At 53.8% G+C, this 20,607-nt stretch carries 17 protein-coding genes; 6 read left to right on the plus strand and 11 right to left on the minus strand.

Annotated features, from left to right (window positions below; genetic code table 11):
* Positions 1–38: 38 nt before the first annotated feature.
* Positions 39–1,037 (minus strand): tyrosine-type recombinase/integrase, encoded by a 999-nt coding sequence (locus HJW02_RS11845; RefSeq protein WP_180970983.1) that lies wholly within the window; start codon positions 1,035–1,037, stop codon positions 39–41.
* Positions 1,038–1,427: 390 nt separating this feature from the next.
* Between HJW02_RS11845 and HJW02_RS11850 the strand changes: the two genes are divergently transcribed.
* Positions 1,428–5,504, plus strand: a complete 4,077-nt coding sequence (locus HJW02_RS11850; protein ID WP_102721233.1) for an autotransporter outer membrane beta-barrel domain-containing protein — start codon at positions 1,428–1,430, stop codon at positions 5,502–5,504.
* 69 nt (positions 5,505–5,573) lie between these two features.
* Positions 5,574–5,993 carry a hypothetical protein gene (locus HJW02_RS11855; protein ID WP_022398177.1) on the plus strand — a complete coding sequence of 140 codons (420 nt, stop codon included), beginning with the start codon at positions 5,574–5,576 and terminating at the stop codon, positions 5,991–5,993.
* 244 nt (positions 5,994–6,237) lie between these two features.
* Here HJW02_RS11855 and ilvD read toward each other — a convergent pair whose 3' ends face one another.
* Positions 6,238–7,914 carry a dihydroxy-acid dehydratase gene (ilvD, locus tag HJW02_RS11860; RefSeq protein ID WP_102721232.1) on the minus strand — a complete coding sequence of 559 codons (1,677 nt, stop codon included), beginning with the start codon at positions 7,912–7,914 and terminating at the stop codon, positions 6,238–6,240.
* A gap of 216 nt (positions 7,915–8,130) precedes the next feature.
* Here ilvD and HJW02_RS11865 point away from each other — a divergent pair, with 216 nt between their 5' ends.
* Together HJW02_RS11865 and HJW02_RS11870 are read left to right on the plus strand one after the other, a co-directional pair.
* Positions 8,131–8,835, plus strand: a complete 705-nt coding sequence (locus tag HJW02_RS11865; protein WP_022398179.1) for a response regulator transcription factor — start codon at positions 8,131–8,133, stop codon at positions 8,833–8,835.
* A 12-nt stretch (positions 8,836–8,847) separates the two neighbouring features.
* Complete coding sequence (locus tag HJW02_RS11870; RefSeq protein ID WP_102721231.1) at positions 8,848–10,077, plus strand: ATP-binding protein; 1,230 nt, start codon at positions 8,848–8,850, stop codon at positions 10,075–10,077.
* A gap of 87 nt (positions 10,078–10,164) precedes the next feature.
* On the opposite strand, the gene HJW02_RS11875 is transcribed toward HJW02_RS11870, so the two are convergent.
* From HJW02_RS11875 to HJW02_RS11905, 8 genes are all read right to left on the minus strand, one after another.
* Positions 10,165–10,860 (minus strand): hypothetical protein, encoded by a 696-nt coding sequence (locus tag HJW02_RS11875; protein ID WP_102728670.1) that lies wholly within the window; start codon positions 10,858–10,860, stop codon positions 10,165–10,167.
* Positions 10,861–10,866: 6 nt separating this feature from the next.
* Positions 10,867–11,337 (minus strand): hypothetical protein, encoded by a 471-nt coding sequence (locus tag HJW02_RS11880; protein ID WP_146023790.1) that lies wholly within the window; start codon positions 11,335–11,337, stop codon positions 10,867–10,869.
* A 243-nt stretch (positions 11,338–11,580) separates the two neighbouring features.
* Positions 11,581–13,329 carry a hypothetical protein gene (locus HJW02_RS11885; RefSeq protein ID WP_102733132.1) on the minus strand — a complete coding sequence of 583 codons (1,749 nt, stop codon included), beginning with the start codon at positions 13,327–13,329 and terminating at the stop codon, positions 11,581–11,583.
* A gap of 195 nt (positions 13,330–13,524) precedes the next feature.
* Entirely contained in the window at positions 13,525–14,361 is an 837-nt protein-coding gene (locus tag HJW02_RS11890) for a hypothetical protein (protein WP_146018174.1), read from the minus strand.
* Complete coding sequence (locus HJW02_RS11895) at positions 14,354–15,355, minus strand: hypothetical protein (protein WP_146018173.1); 1,002 nt, start codon at positions 15,353–15,355, stop codon at positions 14,354–14,356. Before HJW02_RS11895 ends, HJW02_RS11890 begins: the two co-directional genes overlap by 8 nt.
* Before the next feature lie 187 nt (positions 15,356–15,542).
* Complete coding sequence (locus HJW02_RS14170; RefSeq protein ID WP_012420149.1) at positions 15,543–15,647, minus strand: hypothetical protein; 105 nt, start codon at positions 15,645–15,647, stop codon at positions 15,543–15,545.
* A 39-nt stretch (positions 15,648–15,686) separates the two neighbouring features.
* Positions 15,687–16,562: an ATP phosphoribosyltransferase gene (gene hisG, locus HJW02_RS11900; protein WP_022398184.1), complete on the minus strand. Its 876-nt coding sequence runs from the start codon at positions 16,560–16,562 to the stop codon at positions 15,687–15,689.
* A 65-nt stretch (positions 16,563–16,627) separates the two neighbouring features.
* On the minus strand, positions 16,628–17,911 hold the full coding sequence (locus tag HJW02_RS11905; RefSeq protein WP_102721226.1) for an aminopeptidase P N-terminal domain-containing protein: 1,284 nt from the start codon (positions 17,909–17,911) through the stop codon (positions 16,628–16,630).
* 118 nt (positions 17,912–18,029) lie between these two features.
* Here HJW02_RS11905 and HJW02_RS11910 point away from each other — a divergent pair, with 118 nt between their 5' ends.
* Positions 18,030–18,731, plus strand: a complete 702-nt coding sequence (locus HJW02_RS11910) for a DUF3313 domain-containing protein (RefSeq protein WP_146018172.1) — start codon at positions 18,030–18,032, stop codon at positions 18,729–18,731.
* A gap of 81 nt (positions 18,732–18,812) precedes the next feature.
* Entirely contained in the window at positions 18,813–19,547 is a 735-nt protein-coding gene (locus tag HJW02_RS11915) for a DUF3313 family protein (RefSeq protein ID WP_102726533.1), read from the plus strand.
* Here HJW02_RS11915 and lgt read toward each other — a convergent pair.
* Complete coding sequence (lgt, locus tag HJW02_RS11920) at positions 19,544–20,602, minus strand: prolipoprotein diacylglyceryl transferase (protein WP_022398188.1); 1,059 nt, start codon at positions 20,600–20,602, stop codon at positions 19,544–19,546. The genes HJW02_RS11915 and lgt overlap by 4 nt on opposite strands.
* Positions 20,603–20,607: the final 5 nt, after the last annotated feature.

Consider the following 20,607-nt stretch of genomic DNA (forward strand, 5'->3'; position numbering starts at 1 on the left):
TTCTTCATGGAAAGCCTGCGGAACGGCCCGTTCCCTTTTCAGCAATGCACGATCCGCTTTTTCCTTCCGTGTTCCGGCACTTCCCAGAACAGGCGTGCCCTGTCGCGGCTCACTCCCTCCATGTTCAGGTACCGCGCCCGCAGCAGGGAGGAGGAGCGGTGCCCCATCTCCATCTGAAGCAGGGGAAAATCCCGGAACCACTTGGCATGATAGGAAGCATAGGTATGCCTCAGAGCATCCGCGCTCCATTCCCCGAAGCGGTGATGCACGCCCCACCCGGCCTTTTTCCGGAGCAGCCTCCAGCGCACCGGCCAGTTGGGAGGGCATAGCAAGCTATCCCTCTCCCCTGCCCCGTATTCCGCCAGAAGCCGCCGGAGCACGGCATGAATGGTGACGTGCCGGACTCCCCCCGTCTTACTGGCTACGGACCTTACGGAAATGACCCGTTCTTCCATATCCACGTCACTCCAGCGGAGACGCATCACTTCCCCCGGCCTGATGCCGGCATACAGCATGACCCAGACCGCCGGAGCGCAGTCACGGAATTCAGGAATTTCCACCACCTCCCGGAGGCTTTTTATTTCTTCCGGGACCAGAACGGCGATGGTCCGTTCACGGAACGCAGGAGGTTCCACCCGGACAATGGGATTTTCCCCGCACCAGCCGCGCCGCAGGGAAAGGGACAACACGCCGCTCATCACCGCACGGCCCTTGTAACGCTGCCTGCGGGAGGAAAACGCAGTTTCCAAAAAACGCGCGCAACGCTCCGGCGTCAGTTTCCGGACCGGGAAATCCTTCAATTCCGGACACCTACGCATCAAGGCTCCGGTGAAATACCTGATATCACGCAGCGTTGTGGGACGAAGCCCGCGCTTCGCCCTCAGCGTCTCCTCCACGGCGGCGGAAAAGGAAACCGTCTTTTCCCCTTTCCTCAATTCCTCCGCTCCCAGGAAAATTGCCTTTCTGGCCCGGCGCATGCTGCGGCGCCCCCCGCACAGGCTCAGCAATTCCACGGCCAGGCTGGCGGCATCCAGCATATTCAAACCGCTTCCTTTCAACAACATTTCCGCCGCCAAATATTTATTCCGGTTTTCTCCATGTTTCGCCATTCCGAACACCATGTTTTTGATATTAATGCATGATACATGCACAGGATTGTTAATCCTGTTAGCAAGAAAAAAATTACAATATTTTCATCTATTAATCCCTTTTAACGGCCAATTTCTTATGTACAAATAAAAATCTATTTGTTAGATAAGCCGTGGATTCAATCTTCCGCCGCACAACGCGCCGTTCATGCGCCGGAGGCGGGAAAACGGACGGAATATATTCAGACGCACAGGATTAACAATCCTGTACATAGAAATTCAGCAGGGAAAAGGCACCCATTTCCACTTTTCCTTGAATTAATCTGAATATAACAAATCATGAATCTTCGTTTACCCCTCCCGCTGCGCCGGGCTCTGCTGGCAGCCATGTGCGTCCTTGGAAGCCAGGCCTTCGCCGCCGAATATACAGCTTCCACCCTGGAAGAATTCCAGACCGCCTGGAACCAGATGGCCAATGGAGACACGCTGAACATTACCGGCTCCATCGACTTTGAAGGAATAGAATTGAGCGCATTGCCCGCAGACGCTGCCATCGTCCTCAAATCAGACGGGCATGGAAAAATCTCCAACTTCAACTACAAGGACATGTCCGCCGTGGAGATGCAGGATCTAAATGTGGACGGTGAAGGAACCGTCCGCGTGGGCAGCATGACGGAAGGAATGCTCAGCGGACGGAGCGACGCCGGAAACACCCTTTCCATAGAAGACGGCTCCACCCTGGACGGCACATGGCTTGTCCTGGAAAACAACAAGCTGGTGGCGGGAGACGGAGCCATTCTCAACCGGAACGACGTCGTCACCAGCCACTCCACCTCCATAGAAACCAGACTGGACCCAGAAACAGGGGCCTTTATCTCCACGGTGGTCACTATCACACCGGGAGAAATTGCCATGGAGCTGGGAAAAGACGTCCAAATCAATGAAATGGATTTATCCATGAATGACGGAGTCCGCGGCCAAATTGTCTCCCATGGAGATATTGCCCTGGCTGATTCCACCCTCGTCTCCACAGGCGCCGTCAACACCACGTCCGTTTACGAAAACGAAGAGTCCGGCACTCTGATCGGCCAGTCGGAATCCGTGGGCGCCCGCGGAGGAATTGACTTCAGCGCGGGAGCCGTGACGATGACGGATACCGATCTGAGCACCGCAGGCGATGGAGACCGGTTCACGGGCGGCGAAATACTGCTGGGAAACAACAGCATCCTGAAAGCCACGGACCGGGCGGAAATTACGACGGGAGCCCTCGTCCTTTCCCATGGCATTACCAGGAAAGATGAAGACGGAGCCTACCTGCCGGGAACCAGCACGGAAGAATCCATGGGGCTGTACGGCGACATCGCCATCGGCAGCGGCAGCTCCATTGAAAATTATGACATGGACGCGAAAGGCTCCATCTTCATCGGAGAAGGGGCAAAGCTGGCATCCGTCACGCTGGATGCCGTATCCGTGGAACTGAATTCCTTCTCCATGGCTGAAGGGGAAGACGGAACCCGTACCGTCCGCATAACCACCGCAGTAGGAGACCAGGCCACCGTTTCCATCGGGGCCAATTCCACGCTGGACGACGTGGATATCTATGCGGAAGGCGGAGACATCTACATCGGCAGCAATACTGAAATCACCGGGGATAACGACCTTTCCGGCAACCAGATGGCCGCTATCTGGGCCGGGGATACGGTGGGAGCCATTGACGACGAAGGCGCCTCCTCCCGCGGAACCATCTCCTTTGAAGGAACGCTCAAGCAGAACGCGGACGGCGACTACGTGCTGGCCTCCGGCGAATACACGGAAGGAACTTATGGCGGGAACGTAGTCATTGGCGACAACGTTACGCTGACCATGACCACCGTAGCCGCGGAAAACACCATCATACTAGGGGACAACGTGACCTATCAGGGAACGGAAGAAGCGTCCGTCTACCACATGAGCGCCTTCAGCGATGCGGATAACAGCCTCGTCCACGCCAGCATCATTGACACGGATGAAAACGGAGACATCCTCAACGGAACCGTTACCGTTACGGAACGTGAAAACAAAATCACCACGGGCCGCAGCAACACGTTCATGAACAGCAAGGCTCCGGGCAGGTCCGCCGCCATGGATATTTCCAGAGGGGGCGCCCTCTACGCGCACGGAGACATTCTCATTGGAGAAAACAACCGCTTCATCGGCAATACGGCCGCCGGGTCCGGCGGAGCCGTCTTCGCCCAGAACAACATTGCCGAGGCCATCACCTATGAAAACGGGGAACGCACCTCCAGACTGACCACGGAAGTTCTTGATATCACGGTAGGGAGCGGTTCCGTCTTCTCCGGCAACACGGCCGGGGCCAACGGCGGAGCCATCGCCTCCGAGCTGACGACCAATCTTGCAATGCAGGAGGGCGATAATGTGGACGACTTATTTGAAAATGAAGGCGCCAATATCTGGATAGGCAAAAATGTCACCTTCACGGACAACACCGCCGCCGGACTGGGAGGGGCCATCCATCTGATGGAAGACCGTCTTCTTCTGATTGGCTCCGGAGCCTTCTTTGACGGCAATATGGCCGGGGAAGAAGCCAACGACATTTTTGCCGAAGACGGCTCCGTCATCCTGGTGGACTCCGCCGCGGACGATGTCACCGTCATCAACAGCGGCATTTCCGACGCGGACTACTACTCCCTTGACGACGGTCCGTGGACGCGCGGTTCCGCCACGCTGGTGCAAACGGGCAGCGGCGGCCTGCTCTACGGCGGCCGGGACACGGAAGACAACGGATTCGGAGGAACATTCATCCAGGATTCCGGAGCCGGTTCCCTGATCGTGGGCCATCTGGCTGAAGTGGATGACACCCTGGTCATGGAAGGCGCGCAACTGGGCGTTGAAGGCCTGACGGACTATGAAATCAACGGAGGAGGAGTTATTCTGACGGAGGATTCCACCCTGGCCGGCGACACGCTGGAACTCAACGGAAACGCCGTGATTGAAATGGGCGAGGGATCTTCCCTCCTCCTCAATGGCATCGCGTTCAACGGCCATTCCTCCATCAAGCTCTGGAATGCCGGTGAAACGGGCGACGGAAGGGACCTCACCCACACCGCAGCCGGAACTTCTTCCGTGGACAACGTCACCATCACCGGAGCCGATGTCAGCGAACTGCCCCTGTTCAACTCCGCCTTTGTCTCCACTAACGCCGCACTTCATGAAGACGGAACCATCCGGTTGACGCAGAACATGCACGGAGTAGCCGCCCCCATGCAGGGATATTCCGGAAACGTCTCCGGCGCGGCAGCCGGCATGGAACAGGCCCGGACGGGAGTCCGGGACGGTTCAGCCGCACACAGGTTCTTTGAAACCCTCCTGGGAACCTCCAGCGCGGACGCGGCGGCAGCCATGATTCAATCCGTCAGCGGTGAAACCGTGGTCAACGCGGCGTGGGCCTCCAATGACGCCCTCAAGGGCTTTGCCGCCCTGGGCAGGACGCAGGGAGCCATTTCCGCCGCACAGGGGCTGAACGCTCCGGCGGCGAAGCCGGTCCAGTCCGCAGACGCGAAGGGCTCCCCCATCGCCATGGCGCCGGTGGCCTCAGGCCGCGGCTCCGTATGGGTGGGCGGACTGGGTTCCTGGACAGACCAGAGCGCACGGAGCGGCATCGACGGCTACAAATACGACGCAGGCGGCTATGCCGTGGGCGCGGACTGCAAGCTCTCCTCCTCCGCCCTGGCTGGGGTAGCCATCGGCCAGTCCTACGGAACCTTCCAGGACAAGGGAGGGTTGTCCAGCTATGACGCGGACTCCTTCATGGCCATGCTTTACGGCCGCTACACGCCCGCAGGGGCTTCCAAGCTGGCCCTGGACGGTTATGCCGCCTTCGGCACCACGTCCTTTGACGGAAAGGCCCGCATGGCGGACACCTCCGCCAGCGGGAAATTTGATTCCGACTCCTTCGGAGCCGCCGTCTATGCCACCTGGACGGAACAGCTCCGCAGCAAACTGGTCATCGCGCCGTTTGCCGGGCTGGAATTCATGACCGGGAAGACGGACAGCTTCTCCGAACACGGAGACCTGGCCCGGACCTTTAGCGGAGCACGCGCCCAGAACTGGACGCTGCCCGTAGGCGTCACTCTCTCCCGCACCTATGCGGCAGGCGCCAAAACCACGCTGACGCCCAGCGTGACGGTTGCCGTGGCGCAGGACCTCAGCCGCCTCAACCCCAAGGGAACCGTCAGCAGTGAGCTGGGAACCTGGACGGCGCGCGGCGTTAACGTAGGCCGCACCGCCCTGCGCGTCAACGCAGGGGTAAGCGCCGCCTTCGGCAGCAGATGGGGAGCCCGCATCGGGTACTCCCTGGAAAGCAGGGCCGGGCTGACGGCCCAGGGAATCAACGGCTCCGTCAGTTACTCATTCTAACGGGCGTTCCTATTCCAGTCTCCCCGGTTCCCCACGGGACCGGGGAGGCAATCCTCAACCCTTCTCTTCATGCCTTCTTCAACAATAATCCGCCCCATCCTGACGCTGGGCTGTGCGGTCCTGCTGGCCTCCTGCGGCGGCAGCTCCGGCAAATCGGACTCCTCCGGAGTCCAGCCCCCGCAAACACTGGAAACAGGCTCCGTCATCAGCATGACGGACGGCCATGGAGTCTCCTACAAAATCATCTCCCCCACTACGCTGGAAACGGGGAACGGCCGCTTTTCCGGAACGTACTCCTATGCGCCGGGTCCGGCTTCCGCCCGGTTCTCCATGACGCTGACTGACGGAGGGGAACATCCCTCCACCATCACCAGCTCCGGAGAAATGACCTTTACTTCCGCAACGGAGGGCTACTACTCGGCAACCAAATATGAATCCACCGTTCTCTCCCCGGAAGGAATGGGCGGCCCCTTCAAAATCTCCAAATAGAAAAATTTCCCGGGAAAGTATGAATTGTTGATTAGGAACCGCTTCCTGTTGAGGGAAGCGGTTCCGCTTTAACCGGACAGACCTTTTATGGCGGCCGCCTCCGGCATGAATGCGCCGGCGTCCGCTCATTCCTGCCGGGCAGGCAATCCGGCCATACCGCTTGCCAGCCGCCTGTGAAACGGAGGCAGTCATAAAAAAACCGCTTTCCCACCAGGGAAAGCGGCTGCCATTTAAAAGGGAGCCATTATTCCCCGCGCCGGAGAACGGCGCCATTGCTGGCATTCGTGGCGAGGTGGCGGTAACGGCTCAGCCAGGAGGAGGAAACCTTGTTGTACGTGGGCTGCCAGTCCGCACGGCGGCGTGCAATCTCATCCTCGCTCAAATGGGCGTTCAGCGTACGGTCCGGAATGGAATACTCAATAATATCCCCGTTCCGCAACAGGCCGATGAGGCCGCCTTCCGCCGCTTCCGGGGAAATATGGCCGATGCAGGCTCCGTGGGTGGCTCCGGAAAAACGGCCGTCCGTGATAAGCGCCACTTCCGCGCCAAGGCCCTGCCCCATGATATAGGACGTGGGGGCCAGCATCTCCTGCATGCCGGGGCCGCCCTTGGGTCCCTCATTGCGGATGACGACCACGTCGCCGGACTTCACCTTCCCGGCAAGGATGCCTTCGCAGGCTTCCTCCTGGGACTCGAAAATCACGGCGGGTCCGCGGAAGCTCATCATGTCCGGATGCACGCCGGCCTTCTTCACCACGGCGCCTTCCTGGGCCAGGTTGCCGAACAGGATCGCCAGGCCGCCGTCACGGGAATAAGCCTTTTCCAGCGGATGGATTACCGTTTCATCCGTAATGCCGCATCCTTCAACCGTTTCACCCAGCGTCTTTCCGCTCACGGTCATGGAATCCAGGTGGAGGGCCCCGGGAATCCTGGCGATCTCATGAATGATGGCGCTCACGCCGCCGGCGCGCAGGACATCCTGCATGTGGAAGCGGGAGGAGGGGGCCACCTTGCAGATATTCGGGGTGCGTTTGGAAATGTCATTGATGCGCTGGAGGTCATACTCCACGCCGGCTTCCCGGGCGATAGCCAGCGTATGAAGCACGGTATTGGAGCTGCCGCCCATCGCCATGTCGATCGCAAAGGCATTGTCGATGGCGTCACGGTTCACGATGTCGCGCGGCAGGGGGCCGTCCGCCTTCGCCATCTCCACGGCGCGGCGCGCGGTCTGCTTCCAGAACTCCCTGCGTTCCTCGGAAGTAGCCAGCAGGGAACCGTTGCCGGGAAGGGCCAGGCCGATTACCTCGCTCAGGCAATTCATGGAATTGGCCGTAAACATGCCGGAACAGGAACCGGCGCCGGGGCAGGCGCGGCATTCCAGGGAATGGAGTTCCTCCGCATTGATTTTGCCTGCCTTGAAGCGGGCGACGGCCTCAAACACGCTGTTCAGGTCCAGTACGGTGCCGTCCTCCGCCATGCCGGCGGCCATCGGGCCGCCGCTGCAGAAAATAGTGGGAATATTGCAGCGCAGGGCGCCCATGATCATGCCGGGAACAATCTTGTCGCAATTCGGAATGCAGATCATGGCGTCAAACGCGTGGGCGCTCAGCATCGTCTCCACGCTGTCCGCGATCAACTCACGGCTGGCCAGGGAAAACTTCATGCCGCCGTGGCCCATGGCAATGCCGTCACAAACGCCGGGCAGGTTGAACTCCACGGGAGTTCCTCCGGCCTTGCGCACTTCCTCCTTGATGAGGGCGGCTACCTTGTTCAGGTGAACATGGCCCGGAATCACCTCATTAAAGGAATTGCAAATGGCAATGAAGGGACGGCTTAAATCCTCATCCGTCATCCCCGTGGCACGCATCAGACTGCGGTGCGGCGCACGCTCGAACCCTGCTTTAACTCTATCGCTTCGCATAACAATATAACTGTTGCGGCGCAAGTGTATCACATGACGCAGGGAAGAGAAGTTGAATCTAGGCCAGTCTTGCAAAACGGAAACGCCTCCGTTACAGTCTGTTTGCATAAGGAAAGACTTTAGCTGTCCGGAACACCCTTCCGGACGGGGAAATGTGAACGAATCGTCACATCTAATATCGGGACACCGCCCCTTCCTTCATCGTAAAAAACAGCCATGGCAACCATTCTTATCGCTGAAGACGATCACGCCATCTCAGACCTCGTGGCCTACAACCTGGAACGCGCAGGCCACACGCCCCTGGCGGCCTATGACGGCCTGACCGCGCTGGAAGTGGCGCGCAGGGACAGGCCGGAACTGATTCTGCTGGACCAGATGATGCCCGGCATGGACGGCCACGGCGTACTGAGAGAGCTGCGCCGGGACAGCCGCACGCAGAACATTCCCGTCATCTTCCTGACCGCCAAGGCCCAGGCGGAAGACCGCATCCAGGGGCTGGAGCTGGGAGCGGACGACTATGTGACCAAGCCATTCAGCCCCAAGGAACTCGTGCTGCGCGTAGGCAGCGTGCTGAAACGGTGCGAACACACGCCGGGCAGCGTCATCGCGGAATACGGGCCCTTCACGTTTGACAAAAACGCCCTCAAATTCTACATCGACAAGGAGGAAGTGGACCTGACGGCCACGGAATTCAAGCTCATGATCTACATGATTGAACGGGAAGGCCAGACCCTGAACCGCAACGACCTGCTCAGCTGCGTGTGGGGATACAGCCACCAGGCCCAGAGCCGCACGCTGGACACGCACATGAAACGGCTGCGCCAGAAACTGGCACCCTATGCGGACTGCATTGAAACCGTCCGCAGCATCGGCTACCGCTTTACCCTGCCGGGGCGGCGTCCCCCGGAGGAAGAGGTCTAACGCTCCGGTTCCATGTCGGCCATCGACTACATCCTCATCATCCTTGTTCTGGCCTCCCTGTACCTGAACTGGCACCTGGTCCAGGTATGCCGGTCCGCCATGAAAGCCCGGAAAAAGGCCTTGCGGGACGCCCAACGCCTGCTGAAACGCGGAGAGGAAGCCCAGGAACAGGCCATCGTGGACAAACGGCGCTTTCTGGAAGCTCTGGGTGAGGCCTTCCTGCTCATCGGTCCCGCCGGGCACATCGTGCTGGCCAATACGCTGGCCAAAGAACTCTTTCAGGAAGAAAGGCTGGAAGGACGCAAAGTGGGAGCCCTGGTGTGCAACCAGGAACTGCTGGGGCATGTTCAGGAAGCCTTTGACACGGATGGCCCCGTCACCAAGGAATTTACGCTGAGCGCCGCCAACTCCCCCGGCGGAGTGCAAAACGGCATCACGGCGTGGCACCTGGACAGCGCCATCACGGACACCCCGATCAAGGAAAAACGCATCCTGCTGCGCAACGTCACGCAAAACTACCTCACCAACCAGATGCGCCGGGACTTCGTGGCGAACGCCTCCCACGAGCTGCGCACCCCGCTCACCATCATCGTGGGATATCTGGAAAACCTGATGGAAGACAATCTGATGGAGGAAAGCCCCGGACTGGCGCGCAAATTCATCGGCGTCATGCACCAGAACAGCCAGCGGCTCATGAACATCATTGAAGACATGCTCATGATCTCCAAGCTGGAATCAGGCCACAAGGCCATCCTGAAGGAACAATGGTTCCACCTCACCTCCTGCGTAGATGATGTCTTCTCCCGCCTGGACTCCATCCGGGAGAAAAAACAGGCCGCCCTGCACATGAACATTCCGCCGGACTGGGAACTCTACGGGGACCCCTTCTACTGGACGCAGGTTCTGTTCAACCTGGTGGAAAACGCTCTCAAGCAAAACACGGAACCGGGCCTTTCCGTCACTGTGGCCGCGGCCAGAACACCGGAAGCCTGCGTGATCACCGTCACGGACACGGGCGTAGGCATCCCCGCGGAAAGCCTTCCCTTCCTCTTTAACCGCTTCTACCGGGTGGAAACCCACCACTCCTCGGAAATCAAGGGAACGGGCCTGGGCCTTTCCATCGTCAAACGCGCCGTGGAGGCTCACGACGGCGCCATCACCGTCTCCAGCACTCCCCACCGGGAAACCGTCTTCACCATCACCATTCCTCTGAAACGGTTCCGGGAAGAAAAGGAGGCATAAGATTCCGATGCGGCACAGCCTGATATGATTGCTGTTGAATCCGGGAGAAAAAACAGACTCTCCAACCCGGCGGAATTGCTTCACGGTTCACGGAATGGGCGCGTGTTGCAGTTCCACTCTTTCTACACCAGGAGACAATTGAATTTTCTTTAACTGATGCTTCTTTTCATACTCTTTCATATAATCGGAAACATCAAAATTGACGATTAATTCCTCGTCATCTTTTTTCAAACTCACCCTCTCCAAAAACTTCTTATGGAAAATCCAGGTTTCCTTTCGGGTGATTTTATAACCCGGATACTTTTTTTCCAAATATTGCTCTTGCTGTTTCTGTACTTCTTCACGGGTGACAGCCTTTTTTAATACAATAGGCTTGCGTAAGGAAATCCCTTCCGGGAAATCCATCGGTTTCACGGATTTTAAGAATTTAGAGTTAGACTTCTTATTCTGTTTCTTAACTTTATCCATATACTCCGAGATGTTAAAATACAATGAAACTTTTGCGCTTCCTTCCTTCTCCCGGCATTCCAATTCAAGTACAGTATCTTGTCCTAAAATATAAATCATCGTATCTCCTATTTCATAAGAAGGAAGATGTTGTGATACATAATTCCGGCAATATTCATCAAGTTCTTTTCTTGATTTAACTCCTTTTACAGAAATGGGATTGGTCATTTCATAACCAATTCCCTCCAGTACAGAAATATTGCTTTCGACGGCATTTGAATCTGCAATGCCTGCAAAACAAAAAATCCAAGCATTAAATAGCATTAAATATTTCATAATTATTTACTGATGTTCTTTACATTGTTCCTTCAATTCTTTTTCCAAGCCACTAAGAATTTTTCTTTTAGCATTTAAAACGGCCGCTTTAGCACTTCTTACTCCAGCCGTCCCAACTTGATAATAGTCTATACCGTTATCCATCAAGTTATTCTGTTGTTTCAATTTCCATGCAGTAACAGGTTTATGATGGTGAAGAAATCTGTAAGCGTACACTAAACGGACATTTGCAAAAAATTTCCCATTTGAATTAATAAATGCCAACAATGAAATTGTATCCACTCTCACCGAAACGACAGATCCTAATTTTTCTTCCAGTAAATCTTTTGCAGCACTCTCCCAATCAATCTCCAATTCATCCTGGGAACCTGCTATGTTGGGAACCTCCGAACCAATAGGAGTGGTAAAAAACATGATACCTACTAATTCCACTCTACAAGGGTTGGTTGCATTCTTGGCAGGACCTACAGATAACATACTCAATACGAGTAAACTTGCCACCAGGTGTCATTTCATCAAAGCATATGATAGAGCAAAAAATAGATAATCCAAGAAAAAACCACTATACCTGGCAACATAAAATTAACAATAATTACATAGATACTTCTCTTCATCTACCAGACTATTGACCGTATAAGTTTGAATAATCTCAAACCATGTTGATCACCAACCAGTCCAGAAAAGACGATTATTCTATGTAGATAGAAAGAATCACGCTATTCAATATCCAGCCTGAGTCTCCGCATAACGAACCAGCGCTTTTTTGTCTCCCAGATGCTCGGCTACTTTCAGACCTATTTCCGCCATCTTCTTCCGTACGGAAGCTTTGTCTACTTCCTTCAACCATACCGTCAGGAAGGTATCGGCCCGGGCCGACAATTGCTTGTCTTTCCATAAATCAAGCACCTGCCCATAAAACCCTAGAAACTGCAATGCCGTTTTTTCATGACTCAAGAGCGAAGGAAGCGCCTTTTCCAGCACAGCGCAGGTTTGTACCCTCACCTTCCGGTCGATTTTGTTCTCTTGGTAAAATTTCAGCCAGTTTTTGAAAAAGATTCTCTTGGTTTTCACCTCATAAGGCAACTTTCCGGCCATGTCCGGAATATCTTTCCGGGCTAAAGCGCAGAAATTGCGCATATACGCGTCTACGGAATCCCATGATTCATTTTGCGCCAGCAATGTTGGATAAACGGCATAGCCATTCGCCTTTTTCCAATCAAGCCCCAGTTCATTCTTCATGAAATACTCCCAAAGAGTGGGATTTCCGGGAAAAGCCTCCTTGAATTGTTCCAGCAAAGCCAATTTATCTTTCTCCGCCAGGCGGACATTCCTTCTCATCAAGGCCTGCCATGCGGGATAATTGGAGGCATTCCGTTTTAATGCCTCTTTCAGCAGTGCTTCCGCCTTCTGTGGATCGGCAGCCAGCAGGGATAAATAATAACAGAGATTGGATGCAGCGGCATCCTTCCCCTTCCAAAAACGGGGGAGCTCTGTAATCGTGGAAACGGAACCTTTCCACGGTCCGCCGGACCCGCCTTCCGACCATATCCAGCCATAAATGTTATTTCCTATCTTCCATTCTCCGTCTGCCCCCTTCCACACAAAGGCGCAATGCCCTGGCTGGCCGATTGTGTAGGAAGGAATCCCCTTCGCCTTCACAAATCCGGCCGCCCCTTTGGAAACGGCGCCGCACACACCCCCATACTCCACGTAAATTTGCAAAGAAATAGGTTTATGATCGTAGAACGCTCCACCGGCATGCACGCTGATTCCCTGCTTATTCTTCATCCGGTAGGGGATCAGACCGCAACAGGCATACCCTGCGTTCCCCGCCTTGATCTTCTTTTTGCCAGCCAGGTAATCCTGTGCCCAGGCAAGCTCCTCAATACTTTCCCTGCCCCGGAAAAGAATGCCGAATTCCCACGGTTCCAGCGTAATGAACTGCGGAAACAGTTTTTTCTCCGCAAAAGACTTTTTGTAAAAATCATACCGGGCTTCGCATGCCTCCGGCTCCCGGGACGTAGAAATCAACGCCGCACCCAATGCCATGTTGAGGCCAACCCCGGAAAGCTCCTTCCCTTCCTTCAACCAAATGTTACGCAAAACAGCCAGCGTATCTTTCCCAGAAGCATGGGCAAAAGAAAGTTTTTCAAACACCTCCGGATGCTCCAACAGCCACTGTACATACTCCTTATCCTTCAACTCATGCAGAAGATACGTCCTGTCTTTTCCCACCAGGGAAAAGAAATGGGCCATATAACAAGCCCGGGCCACATCCCGGTCCTGTAGCAACGCCTCTACAGAAAACGTCTTCTGAGCCTCAAACTTCTTCTGCACATACTGACGGCACAGCCCGGCAATATTCCTCACATCCCCTCCCTCCATCTGCCACGCCAGCCTTTGCCGTTGCAAATCTTCAGCATGCAACGGCAACAAAAATAAAAAGAAAAATAGGAAAATCTTAAGCATACATTACCTTATTTACCTTTTTTATGCTTTTTACAGGCGAAAATCAATGCCATTCTCAATACCATGTTGAGAGCAACTCTGGAAAGTTTATTCTCCTTCACTCATATATTCTGTAATGCAGTCAACGCATCGTTTCCTTACTTTTGGGAAACACGAATTCTTCAAGTATTCCCGTAGAATTCAACAATCAATACATTACTTTTTCATCATGGGTCGACCTTTATAAAGAAATTCTGTTTTTGGATTTCTTCCTATTGATCGATCTATTAAATCATTTGCCTCCCTATTTTCATACCCGGCCATTTTAAGATACTTGCGTACATCTTTAGCTTTATTCGAAAAATATCTCACTAACATCGGAGCAAAATCTTCTTCCAGAGAATCAATTTTAAATTTGATAATCTCGTTTCTTGTTCGGAGACGTCCTAAATGATTCCGATAATTAACACCTTCTTCCCAATTTTTTAATTTATTATTAAAATTTCCTTTATTCAATAAATCCAGTCTATTTTTTTCTTTTTTCTCAAGCAAAGGATCGTATGATTCACGCAAATTCTTCAGTATGCGAGAATAATATTCAGCGTACAAAAATTTTATTTGATCAACTTGAACATCAAGATCATTAGCAATTTTTTCAACAAAAATGCTGTCTAAAAATGTACAAGCAGAATATTTTACAGAAATATCATCATCATTATTATATCTTCCCCCACCTGACTCTAAACTCAAAGGATACATGGGAGCAAGCGAAATATAGTACAATATCCAAAGCCTTTCCACAAGTTCATCCTTAGTTAATTCTGTAGTTACAGAAGAGGCCTGTAAATCCGCTTTAGCCTTCTCATAAAATTTCTCCAATTCATTATTAACAAGCATCTCCCTCAACAAGAGAAGCGAATCCCCTACTTTTTCTTCTAAGAGTTCCTGAGGATATACAGGAATTGAAACATTTCTGTCAAAAGTAACAGAGTCGCCTTGAGCAACAAATATACATGCTATGCCTAATGTACAATTTATAATAATATTATTCATTTTCTGGTGTGAGTTTAATTGATTGCCCTCCAGTATAACTATGCCTATTTCCTGGTCGATTATCTCTTTTTACCTGACAACCTTCAAATTTTCGAACTGTTGCAACTACAGCTGATTTATTTATATCCACCCATCGCCAATCAAAAAACTGAGTTGTTTTATGGACAACTAAAATTTCTTTATCCTCACTACCTACTACTTTAATAGAGCAATCCCATGTCCAATCTTGAGACAAGTTATGTTTTTCTATTTTAAAAGAAGGCAGAGTTATGCGTGCTGCTATATTATCATAAAAGCGATTTCCATAAATAAGAAAACCGGAAACTGTAGTTTCATGTTTTCCTCCCAAACTGGGAAATACTTTTTTATTATCATCCTCTGAAAATTCCTTAATTCTTACCTTTTGAAAACTGACATTTGTTGGATAAAATGTAACTTCCAATTGCGCAGATGCTCCTAGTATTTCAGTCCATCCGTCTTTACTCATCAGAACGCCATTAATTACTGCAGGAATCCCTCGCTCTTGGCTCTTTGGGGCTTTTCGTGCATGTTGAGCTGTAAGGTGAGACGGAACTTTGATAAAAAATTCTTTTTCTGCAGGTTTAGTTTCTCCCTCTATTACCTTTTGACCTTCCGTAATAGCCTGCACTTTTAAGGAAATATTTTCTTTCAATTCATTCGAAATCTCCAAAGTAACTTTTTTCTTTCCTTTAGTCTCTCCAACAAAATTTGCTCCTTCCCCCACGATTTTCCATTCGATTTTACTTGGATCTCCAACTAATGCCTCTTTTCCAGACAGAGTAAGCTCTATCGTCTCCCCCATACCTATTTTATCTCTCTTTCGATCATCCTCCTTTTCTTTTTCAGAAACATCATTATCTTCTGCTTTTATGTACAAATTGGCAGAATATAGTTCTGTCTTAGATTCTATGTTGAGTTCACCTGTATTCTCTCCATCTTCTGCATGAGCGGTACATACGAATATGAATATCACAAAAAATATAGGTAGTATAAAGTTGGGCATATATACCTATATGCATTTATCCCAATATTGTCAACAATATTGAATATATACCTATTGCTCTGTAGATAAAAAACGGCGTCCTTCCATAAAACGGAGGACGCCGGGATTTTCCGGAAATCGGATAGACTGCCAGTTTGAGCAGCGAAGCGCACAAACCTTAGGACTTGTAACGCAAACGCTTCTTGTGACGGTTCTGACGCATGCGCTTGCTGCGCTTATGCTTGTTGATTTTTGCTTTACGGCGTTTTTTGAGCGATCCCATGATTGTGGTTCGTTTGTTGTTTTACTGTGGTGAGAAAAATTAGTAGACCAGCTTGTTGAGCGGGTATTCAATGATGCCTTCCGCGCCGAGGGCCTTGAGCTGCGGAATGATATCCCGGACGACGGATTCGTCAATGACCGTTTCCACGGCCAGCCAGCCTTCTTCCGCCAGGTGGGAGATGGTGGGACGGCGCAGGGACGGCAGGGCTTCCACGAGGCCATTGAGGGAAGCGGCGGGGAGGTTCATTTTCAGACCCACTTTCCGGCGGGCTTCCAGAGCGCCCCTGAGCATCATGACCAGGCTTTCCAGCTTCTGCTTTTTCCATTCGTCCTGCATCGTTTCCCGGTTCGCGATGAACTGGGGATAGGAGGTCATCAAGGTGTCCACGATGCGGAGCTTGTTGGCCTTGATGGAGCTGCCCGTTTCCGTGATGTCCACAATGGCGTCCACCAGCTCCGGCACTTTCACTTCCGTAGCGCCCCAGGAGAATTCCACATGGGCCTTGATGCCCTTTTCCTGAAGCCAGCGTTCCGTGATGCCCACGCCTTCCGTGGCGATGCGCTTGCCCTGCAGGTCTTCCGCACAGGTGATAGGGGAGTTTTCCGGAACCACCAGCACCCAGCGGGTGGGCTTGGAGGTGGCCTTGGAGTATTGAAGGTCCGTCAGCACTTCCACGTCAGCGCGGTTTTCATAAATCCAGTCGCGTCCGGTGATGCCGCAGTCGATGAAACCGTCATTGACGTAACGGCCGATTTCCTGGGCGCGGATCAGGAAGAGTTCCAGATCGTCGTCGTCACAGGTCGGGCGGTACCCGCGGCTGGACACGTATACATTGTAGCCGGCCTTGCGGAACAATTCCACGGTGGAGTCCTGCAAACTGCCTTTGGGAAGTGCTATTTTGAGTTTCTTCGACATGATGGGACGGGAATGAAAACCCACGCGGGCCTCATTGTCAAGTTTAGAACCGAATCCGGCCCATTTTACCGGGCCATGAGCCGTTCAATGTCATCAGGCAGCAGCGGCACGTCCCCCAACAGGTCAATGTTTTCCTTTTCCCCGATCAGGATGTCGTTTTCCAGGCGGATGCCGATGCCTTCCTCCGCTATGTAGATGCCCGGCTCAATGGTGAAGACCATGCCCGGCAGCACGACGGGGTTGGTTTCCCCCACGTCGTGCACGTCCAGCCCCAGGAAGTGGGAGCAGCCGTGCATGTAGTATTTCCGCACGATGGGAGGATCGGACGGTTTTTCCGCCACCTGCGCGGGCGTGACAAGTCCCAGCTTGATGAGTTCTCCGGCAGCGAAGACGCGCACCAGGCGCTCATATTCCGATTTCAAGATGCCGGGCCTCAGGACGCTTTTGGCATAGGTCATCATGTTCAGCACGCTTTCATACACGGCGCGCTGGCGTGGGGTGAATTTTCCGTTCACGGGAACGGTGCGGGTCATGTCGGAGTTGTAGTTTCCGTATTCCGTGCCTATGTCCATGAGTACCAGGCCGCCGTCCTCGCACCTCTTGTCGTTCTGGATGTAGTGCAGCACGCAGGTGTCCTTTCCGGAGGCAATGATAGGAAGGAAGGAGAATTTGCGCGGCCCCCGGCTGATGAATTCGTTAGCCAGAAAGCCCTCGATCTGCCATTCCCCCACCCCCGGCCTGATGAACCGGAGCAGCGCCCGGAAGCCTTCATTGGTAATGTCACAAGCCTTCCTGAGCGCCTTGATTTCCTCCGGCTTTTTGATCTGGCGCATCTCCGCCATGATTTCATAAACGTTTTTCAGAACCGCATCCGGGAATTTTTCCTTCAGTTCCTTGGTCATGCGGGCATTGCGCGTTTCCACCGGGCAGGTGCAGCGCGGATGCTGGTTGGCTTCCACAAAGACCATGGTGGCGGCCGGAACCAGGGTATCCAGCAGCGTATCATATTCATTGGTCCAACGCACGTCCTGGATGCCGCTCAATTCCCTCGCCTGATCCTGCGTGAGACGGGCTCCTTCCCAGATGGCGATCTGTTCATTCGTTTCACGCAACAGCAGGATTTCATCCCAGCCGTCCTCCCGGATGGTCATGATGAGGACGGTTTCCTCCTGGTCAATCCCGGTGAGGTAAAAGAGGTTGGCATTCTGGTGCAGGGCGAAGGTGCCGTCCGCATTCGTGGGGAACACGTCGTTGGCATGCAGGATCAGCATACTGCCGGCGGGCAGGCGGGAAGCCAGTTCCGCACGATTGCCGGCAAAAAAGGAGGAAGGTAGCGGCTCGTATCTCATACCGACAGCATGCCCCGCTTTTCCAGCTTGTCAATCATGCATCCGGACACGAAACGGCCTTCCTGCGGTTCATATTAAGTTCTTGCGGCCCGGCATTCTTTTGTTCATTCTGGGCTTTATGCTTTTCCGTGCTGTTTTTTCCGCCGCAGCTATTCTTTTCACGGGCGTTTCCTGCTCCTCCGGTCCTTACCGGCCCGTTTCCCCGCTCATTACTCATGCTGCGGAGCTGAAGGAGGCGCGCGGCAACCTCGGCGGCGTCTGGTGCCATCCCTCCGCCGGGCAATTCCTCTGGAAACAGCAAAGGCGGCAGTACGTTTACATCGCCCCCGTGGAAATCAGCTCCATCCGGCAGCAGTTCCCGGAGGCTTCCCCCTACCTGGCGCGCGAATTCCGGGATTCCCTGCAAAAGGAGGTTCGCCTCTTGATCGACCGCAATAATGAGAAGCCCGGCAATCATGTCCGCTGGGTGCTGAGCGACCGCCCGCGCACGCCCGGCGTGAAGGTTTCCCTGGCGATCGTCCAATTAAAGCCCACGGACGTTGGGGGAAAAGTCGTGGCCCTGGGCGTGGGAATCGTCTCGCCGATTCCGGGCGTTTCCTTCATTATCAATCATTTCGCCTCTGGAGCGGTAGGGATTGAAGGCAACATCGTTTCCCTGGACAACGGGACGATCTTGAAGGAATTTTACGGGCGCAACAGGGATCCCATCAATATTTTTTCCTGCAACAATTTTGAGGAGTTCGCCTGCGACAAGTACAACCTGGACCGTTTTGCCCGGCAGATTGCGGAAATTCTGGAGGAGGACCCTTCTCATTCCTGATTTCCCCCCGGCGGGGAAAACTCTTGATGACAATCGGGTCATGACTCGAACACCGGACATGCGGGCGCCGTCTTATCCTGCATGTACGGTGCTATTTCACGGCTCCTGCTGGCGCTGGGAACGGGATTGGTTTTTTCCTGTTCCAGTTCCCAGCACATGCCCGTTTCCCCCTTGATTACCCATCCTCTTCATGCGGATTCCAAACAGAGCTGCTTCCAGGGCGTCTGGTACAACCCCACAGAGCAGGCCATCTGGAATTCCCCGCGCCTGAAGGTGTATGTGGCCCCCATCAATATTGATTATATCAAGGCCAGATTCCCGAAGGAGGCCCCGGCCCTGGCAGAACAGTTCAGGACGGAGCTTCAGAAAGACATCCGCAGGGTGCTGGAGAATAAATCCAAACAGACCGGAGGAAGGATCAAGTGGCAGCTGGTTGACCGCCCCGCACCGGGCGGCGTGACTCTTTACATCGCCATGGTCAAGCTGAAGCCTACGGACGTAGGCGGCAATATCATGTCCGACCTGGTTTCCCTGGCGTCCCCCCTTCCGGGCACTTCCCTGATCCTCGGCAATTTCATGAGCGGGGACGTAGGCATTGAAGGGCGCCTGTCAGACATGCGCACGGGCACCAGCATCATGGAGTTCAAGGCCTACAATACGGACCCCATCACGCTGTTTTCCGTGAAGGAGTTCGAGCGCTTCGCCTTTGACCAGCAGAATTTGCAGCTTTTCGCCAGCGGAATTTCCGCCATTTTCAAGGGCGGACCTTCCAGTTATATTCCCAAGACGGGGGAAGTTGACCTGGACCCGTTTTAAGCGGCTTTTCCGGCTGATTCCTCCTTGTTCTTTTTTTCAGGATCATAGAAGGTGCATTCCTGCACCGTCTGCCTGGTTTTAAAGGCATAAACGAAGAAGGCGACGCCCACCAGCACGAGGAAGACGGAGAGGAACTGCCCGCGGGTCAATCCCATGGAGAAGGGGGAGTCCGGTTCCCGGTATTCCTCGCAAACGATTCTCCCGACAGCATAGAGAATGGCAAAGATGCCGCAGAACACGCCATTCCAGGCACGCGGGAATTTCACCCGGATGAACCACAGAACGGCAAAGAGAAGCACTCCTTCCGCAAATGCTTCATACAACTGGGAAGGATAGCGCGCATGGTCCTGCATCATCTGCCCCACGATTTCCTTGATGGCGGGCGTATCCCTCACCCGGTCGGTCACCCAGGCGGCAGTCATGCGGTCCGGCACGGTTATTCCGGAGAGGGAAAGCTTGTCCAGCAATCCGGGCGTTTCATAGATGCGGGAGGCCACGCGGACGAACAAGTCCGGGTCCTGGGACAGTTCCGCCGGAAAGATCATTCCCTGGGCGGATCCGGGCGATACAATGCGCCCGTACAGTTCCCCATTGATGAAGTTGGCCATGCGCCCGAAGAAGAGCCCTACGGGGGCCACAATGGCCAGCCCGTCCAGCAGGGCCACCCACTTGACGCGGTGCTTCCACGCGTAGTAGAACGTGTACAGCCCCACGCCGATCATTCCTCCGTGGCTGGCCATGCCCCCTTCCCATACCCGCAGGGCCATGAGCGGGTCCGCCAGGAACTGGGACCAGCCGTGGTTGGGTATCTGGTAAAAGAGCACGTATCCCAGCCGTCCGCCGATCAGGACGCCGAAGATCGCCACATAGGTGACAAAGTCCGCCAGCCTGTCCTGCGGAATGGGATACAGCTTCCGGCGGGACAGCCAGGAGAGCAGAAAGTAGCCGCCGATGAAGCCCATCAGGTAGGCCACGCCATACCAGCGCAGGGCAATGGAGTCCGTCACCTGCCAGATGACGGGGTCCAGGTCGTGTACGTAAGCGGTCAAATTCATGGGCG

This window comes from Akkermansia sp. GGCC_0220, assembly GCF_017566105.1.
GTDB classification, from domain to species: domain Bacteria; phylum Verrucomicrobiota; class Verrucomicrobiia; order Verrucomicrobiales; family Akkermansiaceae; genus Akkermansia; species Akkermansia massiliensis.